The organism is Streptomyces sp. WG7, from assembly GCF_049975785.1.
In the GTDB taxonomy this organism is placed as follows: Bacteria; Actinomycetota; Actinomycetes; order Streptomycetales; family Streptomycetaceae; genus Streptomyces.
This window is the reverse complement of record NZ_JBNGGE010000104.1, coordinates 1-5447: the sequence shown is the minus strand read 5'-3', so window position 1 is coordinate 5447 and position 5447 is coordinate 1. Positions and strand designations below refer to the sequence as shown.

Sequence of the window (5447 nt, the reverse complement as noted above, 5' to 3'; positions counted from 1 at the left end):
CCAGCAGCACTTCGTGGCTTGACGTGGGGAAACGTCGAGCGGTGGGAGCGTAGCGGGCAGGATGCTGTCACGGACGGCTTCTGCCCGCAGGCCCCTCAAAGGAGTGCCGACGACGGCAAGGTCGATCCGGGTTTTGGGAAGCCTCAGGCCATGATCACCGAACAGGCAGCCGAGACCTGGGACCGCGACCTGGACCACCTCTTCACCACCATCGGGCACCACTTCGGCCGCGTCGAACCACGCCGCCGCATGCGGGACTACGTGCGCGCACTGCTCGCCCCGGTGGCTCGCAAGAACAGCTGGCAACTCGCCGAGCACGCCGGACACTCCACCCCCGACGGACTGCAGCACCTGCTCCTCTCCCGAGCTCGCTGGAACCCCGACGCAGCGTGAGCCGGCCGGACGAGATCGCCTACTACCTCGGCTATGCGCCGCTGGATGTCGGCGTGGACGTGCTGGTGCGCGTCGCCGGCGTCCGGTGGGCGATCGAGGAGTGTTTGCAGGCGGGGAAGAAAGAGTGCGGCCTGGACGAATACGAGGTCCGCCGCTACGTGGGCTGGTACCGGCACATCACCCTCGCCATGCTCGCCCACGCCTTCCTCGCCGTGATGAGCGCGCAAGCAGCCGAAAAGGGGGATCCACCAGTGAGGATGCAGAGGTCATCGCGCTCACTGTGGCAGAAGTGCGGCGACTCCTGGCAGCTCGCGCGCCCCGAGATCCCCGCGCCCGCACCCGCGCGCTGAGTTGGTCGCGGTGGCGCCGACGACGCCAGGCGGTGGCCCGCCGCTGCCACTATCGCCGTCGTCGGCACTCCTTTGAGGGGCCTGCGGGCAGAAGCCGTCCGTGACAGCATCCTGCCCGCTACACTCCCACCGCTCGACGTTTCCCCACGTCAAGCCACGAAGTGCTGCTGGAGTACTTAAGTCACCGGCATTGGCCCTAGCCCCGATCTTGCACGGGGGTCCGTCAGCTTGCTGACGGACCTTTTCGGCTTGTTCGGGGCGGGGTTTTCTGCAGGTGGGCAGCGTGGTGGCCCGTCTGTCGCGTCGGGTGGGCGCCTGGTTCCACGGCTCCGGTCGGGTGGGGCTGCTCGTAGGGACGGCAAGGTGCTGGTCAGACGGGGTTCGGCAGGGCCGTGAGCCGTTGCAGGGCGTCGGTGATCACGCTGGTCCAGGGCCAGTGTCTGGCGAGGCGGAGGATGCGGCGGCGAGAACAGCCGCAGTCGCAGGCGGCGGGGCTCCCACCGGCGCGCTTGGCCAGTGAGGGCGAGCAGGGGCATCCAGGCCAGGAGGTCCAGGGCGATCTGGACGATCTCCAGCCAGATCTGGTCCTGTGCGGTGTCGTGGAGGGAGAGGTTGCGCAGACCGGTGGCGCGGGCGGCGCGGACGTGGTCCTCGGCCCGGGCCCGCTGGCGGTGCCGCAGTTCCAACGCGGCGATCGGGGTGTTCTTGGTATTGGTGGCGAAGCAGGTCAACCTGTGGCCGACGGCCTCGGTGAAGCGCAACTGGGCGCCGGGATGCGGCCGTTCATTTCGGACGATCAGCCGCATGCCCTTGGGCCAGCCCTTGAGGCAGTCGCCGTCGAGTTCGGCCCCCCAGGCGCCGTGGCGGATCTCGCCGTCAGGCTCGACGGCCGGTATCCAGTCCGGTGCCGGGACCTTCAGAACAACCTGGTGGATGGCGTCGGTGATGGTCATGCCGACGGAGTAGGACAGCCACCAGCCGCGGGCGGACAGCCACTCGACGAACTCGTGGGTGCCGCCGCCGGAGTCGGTGCGTATCAGCGTCGGTCATCCGCGGCGGTACTTTTTCGGCAGCTGTGCCAGCGCGAGCCGAGTGGCGTCGATGTGGTCTGCGGCGGTGTTGGAGCCAGCGTTCCCGGGCCGCAGCAGGGCGGCGACCGGCTCCCCGGACCCGCCCCGGCCGTGGTCGACGAACCCCATCAGCGGGTGGTGCCCGAAGGTCTTCTTCCAGGTCGCGGTCGCATCCTGCTTCTCGGACTGCGCGAGGACGAGCACTCCGTCCAGGTCCACGACCACCTGCCCGCCCGCCTCGCCGACCACGCCCGCCGCCGTTACCTGCGCATCGAGCGGGCCTGGGCAAGGCGTTCAGCACCGGCTGAGCGCCCTGACGACCAGACCACAGTCCCGACGAGACACGGAAAGAAGCGACCGGCACAACCTCCGGGTACCGCGTAACCCCGACGCAGCCGCAGTGACACCAGACGCCCCAGCCCGCGATCACGCGGACAGGGCAAACCGATGGCTCAGCCAAGCACTCACGACCACTGAAGAATCGAGGCTATATGCGAACGGATAATGCTTGAATTCGATGTTCCTTGGGTGAAATTCCGTAGGCTGCTTTGAAGGCGCGAGAAAAGTCAGAGGCTCGGGTAATGCCCCATCGAGCAGCAAGCGTATAAATAGGGATAGCGCTTAGCGAGGGGTCTCCCAAATCCTGACGGGCGCGCCGGAGCCGCTGACTGCGAATCCAGGCCCCGACCGTCTCGCCCGGCGACTGCTGTTCAAAGATACGGTGCAAGTAGCTGAGAGAGATATGGTGTGCGGCTGCGACAGTACCTGGAGTCAGCTTTGGATCATGCAAATTCTGCCGAATGAATACCCGAATGCGTTCCACCAGCGCCTGCTGACGAGGATTCTGCTGCATAGCGGATTCCGCATGCAGTACCTGTGCCCACCAAGTCGACACTAGTTCAAGAACGACCGCACCAAGTCGCGGTGCGTCGGACGACTGGAGGGTCTCGACCTGACGCTCCAAGCTGATGAGGAACTCTGCGAGCAAAGCGCCCGCGCCCTCCCGTCCCGACAACCTGCGTCCCAGAAATCCTCGAACCCGGTGCGACGCCAGAGGCAAGAGTTCCTTCGGGAAGTCGACGCCCACCCCCTTGAAGAGTTGAGGTTTCACATCACCTACCCTCTGGTCAACACACGGCCAGAGGTCGTACGGTTGGGAGTTTTCAATCATGTGCCAGTCTTTTGATCCGAAACTGTCAGTTTGTCCAGCATAGTCAAGAGTCATTTCCCCATCAAGTAGCAGCGTTAGATGATACAACGGCCGGCCTGAATGACGCACCATTTCAGGGCTCCGCTGGTAGCGTGTCGGAGAAAACGACGTCGACCACACAGTAACCGGCCCCAGTTCCATTAGCCGCATCCTCGCTTGAAAGTCGAAAGCATGGTCACTGCTCATGGCACTGGAGCGCACATGGCCGACTATTTCTCGCCAGTAATCGAACCTGTCTCTAACAGGCACATCTTCGCTTCGAAACACGGTTCCAATCATTACATCTGCCTCCACCCTGTTCGGACCTTGTGGCCGACGACCTCACATCAACCTTTCTCGTTATACACCGTCCACCTAATACTGCAGCCGCAGTTACGGGAGCGGGTGGTCGCGGCCACCGGCCACATGCCCGGTCGACGGCCGGTGCGTTGGGGTGGCCCGGTGTCAGCGGTTCTCCTTCGCTGTCTTCGGCGCCTTGCCGGGCCAGATGGTGGTCGCTATCGGCCAGATGAGGCTGTAGATAAGAACCTTGGTGAGCGGGTTGAGCCAGACAAGTAGCGGAGCGCCTTCGTCGAGGGTGCCGATTAGCATGACCAGGCCGAAGATCAGGCCGACGCTGATCGCATAGGCCAGCAGGAACCTGAGCCAGGACTTCCAGGCGTGCACGACGGCCGCGCGGCCGTAAAGCTCAGGACGTCGCGCGGCAGCGGCTCCGCCAAAGCGGCGGGCGAACTTCGCGTCTGCCCAGCGGACGGCGCGGTGGCCGTAGACCACGGTGATTCCGAGGTAGGCCGCCGACAGGCCGTGCCAGACCGTTGGCTCAGCGCCGTCCTGGATGCTCAGGACGGTGGCCCCCAGCAGCACGACATCAATCAGCGGGACACACAGCAGCAGCGCGCCGCCGAGAATGCGCCAGCCAGCGGCGTAGCGCGCGGCCAAACCGCCCACAAGGAAGATCCAAAAGAGCACATCGCAAGCGAGAATCAAGAAAAGGATGACGCAGCCCTCCCCCCAGCGCACAATGCGATCATTATTGTCCCGGGCGGTTCTGATCCGGAGTCCGGATCCAGCCAGTGCTACGGGGGTCGTTGGCCTCGCCGGCGATAGTGGCTGAGACGGGCGCGGTGTTGATGGCGGCGGCGCCAGTATGACCAGTGCAAGAAGTGACCGGCTTTGTACCGGGCGGTGTGAGCGAACCTGCTCAGCAGGTGGCGGATCTCGTTCACGCTCAGTCGGATCAGGTCGTGGCTGTCTCCCCCTTTTCACGGGTGGTGGTCCGGACGGCGGTCAGGTGGGCGGCGACCGCCATGGCCAGGGTGATGTGCCGGTACCAGGCCCGGTACTGACGGACTTGGTAGTGGTCCAGGCCGGCCTCGTTCTTGGCTGCCTGGAAACACTCCTCGATCGCCCAGCGGGCCCCGGCAGCGCGGACGATCTCAGCCTGCGGAGTGTTCGCGGGGGCGTGTACCAGGTAGTAGGCGCGTTCGCCGTCGGCGAGGCTGCGGCGGATCAGCAGGGCGTCTTCGAAGCCGTCGTCGCGCGCGCCGGGCAGCGGGACCAGGGCCCAGGCGTATTCACGCAGGCCGTGGGCGCCCTCTCCGGCGGAGCGGATCTCCCAGGCGTGTTCCGGCAGGATCGCCGAGACGGTGCGGGCGTTCTGTCCGCGCGGCCCGCACCGGTGCTTGCAGGAGACCGCCAGCACGTAGCTCATACGCTGCCCTGCTAGCCAGCCGCGCAGCACCGGGTCCTGGCCGTAGACCTCGTCGCCGGTCACCCAGCGAAACGGCACCTTCGCGGCAAACCACCCGCTCCAGCATCATGCGGGCCAGCGCCGGCTTGGTGCGGAAGGTGACCTCGTCACCGATCCTCGCGTCCGCCCGGCGGGCCGGATCCTCAATCCAGGAGGTCGGCAGGTACAACTCCCGGTCGATCAACGCCCGCCCTCTCGTGGAGGCGTAGGCCAAGAACACCCCCACCTGGCAATTGTCGATCTTCCCAGAGGTGCCGGTGTACTGCCTCTGCACGCCGGCCGACCGGGCGCCCTTCTTGACGAAGCCGGTCTCGTCCACGGCCAGCACGCCGTCCTCGGCGCCCAGATGCTCCAGCACGAAGCCGCGTACCTCATCCCGGACCGCATCCGCATCCCAGTCAGCCTGGTTCAGCAACCGCTGCATACCGTCCGGGCACAGCTCGCCCGCTTCCTCGGCCAACGTCCCGCTGTTTTTGCGCTCCAACGGCGCGAGCAGCCCGCGCAGATAGTCCCCTGCCCGCCGACGCGGCTCCGAGCGACGGAAATGCCCACCGATCCGGGCATGCAGAACATCCAGACCCGCCGCCCAGCCACGCACCTCATCAACCGTGACGTCCCCACCCATGCCCAGCTCAACGAGAAGCCCGACCACCCGTCGCACCAACTGCGGCTGC

The 5447-nt window shown here is 66.0% G+C and carries 3 protein-coding genes and 3 pseudogenes; 2 read left to right on the top strand and 4 right to left on the bottom strand.

The genetic code is table 11. From position 1 onward, the window contains the following. The first annotated feature begins 150 nt into the window (after positions 1-150). Positions 151-393, top strand: a complete 243-nt coding sequence (locus ACP4J0_RS38130) for a hypothetical protein (RefSeq protein WP_426603980.1) — start codon at positions 151-153, stop codon at positions 391-393. Beyond that, positions 381-743, top strand: a pseudogene (locus ACP4J0_RS38125) (IS701 family transposase); the annotation flags it as partial. The gene ACP4J0_RS38130 and the pseudogene ACP4J0_RS38125, both read left to right, overlap by 13 nt. 370 nt (positions 744-1113) lie before the next feature. Here ACP4J0_RS38125 and ACP4J0_RS38120 read toward each other — a convergent pair. From ACP4J0_RS38120 to ACP4J0_RS38105, 4 genes and pseudogenes are all read right to left on the bottom strand, one after another. Further along, positions 1114-2053, bottom strand: a pseudogene (locus tag ACP4J0_RS38120) (IS1380 family transposase); the annotation flags it as partial. Between the two features lie 247 nt (positions 2054-2300). Next, the gene (locus ACP4J0_RS38115; protein WP_426603978.1) at positions 2301-3302 is read right to left on the bottom strand and encodes a helix-turn-helix domain-containing protein; all 1002 of its coding nucleotides are present in this window, start codon (positions 3300-3302) and stop codon (positions 2301-2303) included. 165 nt (positions 3303-3467) lie between these two features. Then, positions 3468-4043 carry a hypothetical protein gene (locus tag ACP4J0_RS38110; RefSeq protein ID WP_426603976.1) on the bottom strand — a complete coding sequence of 192 codons (576 nt, stop codon included), beginning with the start codon at positions 4041-4043 and terminating at the stop codon, positions 3468-3470. Between the two features lie 217 nt (positions 4044-4260). Then, positions 4261-5398, bottom strand: a pseudogene (locus ACP4J0_RS38105) (IS701 family transposase). Positions 5399-5447: the final 49 nt, after the last annotated feature.

Bases quoted from the DNA above. Each gene is read 5' to 3' on its own strand.
- ACP4J0_RS38130 (WP_426603980.1), top strand. From the start codon at position 151: ATGATCACCGAACAGGCAGCCGAGACCTGGGACCGCGACCTGGACCAC.
- ACP4J0_RS38115 (WP_426603978.1), bottom strand. From the start codon at position 3,302: ATGATTGGAACCGTGTTTCGAAGCGAAGATGTGCCTGTTAGAGACAGG.